This is a genomic window from Oleiphilus sp. HI0043 (genome assembly GCF_001634935.1).
This window is the reverse complement of the sequence record NZ_LWEY01000117.1, coordinates 1-992: the sequence shown is the minus strand read 5'-3', so window position 1 is coordinate 992 and position 992 is coordinate 1. Positions and strand designations below refer to the sequence as shown.

Annotated in this window: 1 protein-coding gene; it reads right to left on the bottom strand. The window is 46.1% G+C overall.

Annotation, left to right across the window (positions count from 1 at the left end; genetic code table 11):
- Positions 1–992 (bottom strand): calcium-binding protein (locus tag A3729_RS02610; RefSeq protein WP_304439680.1); only part of this gene is annotated, 992 nt, incomplete at both ends.

Sequence of the window (992 nt, the reverse complement as noted above, 5' to 3'; positions counted from 1 at the left end):
TGCCTCAAATGTTTTAGTTCGAAGCTCAGAATCTGACCATGTTGACGAAGTTGCATCAAATTGAATCGAGAGACTTGTTCTCTGGCTTGGATCCGTATCGAAAAAGCCAAAGACTTCGATTGTTTCTCCGCTGGCAGTCAGGGTTATGATCAAATCATCGTCGCTATTCACCAGGTCTATTTCACTTGGGTCAACCGTCTCGGAAAATATGAGTAGATGAGACGCTTCAGCACCTTCTGCACGAATTTGATCATTCCCATCTCCCAAAGCATAGTGATAGATATTATGGCCCGCACCTCCGTATAAATAGTCATCGCCATTACCGCCAATTAAGGTGTCATCACCATCATTTCCATATAATGTGTCTTGCCCATCCCCCCCATTTAGCTCATCACTCCCTTGGTTTCCAGACAATATGTCATTACCTTCATCACCGAAGAATTGGTCATTCCCCTCTTGACCTGTGATCGTATCATTGCCCGCAAGCCCGCTAATGACCTCACCTTCTGCACTCGCTTGAACGACATCGTCATACGGTGTTGCAGCCTGAATTCGGCTTCGCACTTCATCGCTGTCCCATGAAGTACCGTCGGAAAAGTTAATCGCTGTTAAGGCGTAATTAGGGTCATCTTCTTTAAAGAAGCTTTCAACGACGATGCTGTCATCATTGCCAAGAACAAGCTTTAGATCATCACCACTTCGTGTCACATAGCTGGTCTGGGCAGCAATCGACTCATCGAAAACAAGGACATCTTGTCGACCTTCAGTTTCATCATAGGTCGAGATATAGTCAGCACCATCACCCAGGCTATACAGGTAGGTATCATTTCCTGCTCCGCCAAAAATGACATCGTCTCCTTCTCCTCCTGCAATAACGTCATCACCGACATCACCATACAGATAATCATCCCCACTATTGCCATTGATTGCGTCGTTATCATCACCACCATAGACATAATCCTGGCCGTCTCCGGCATCAATAGTGTCGGCAC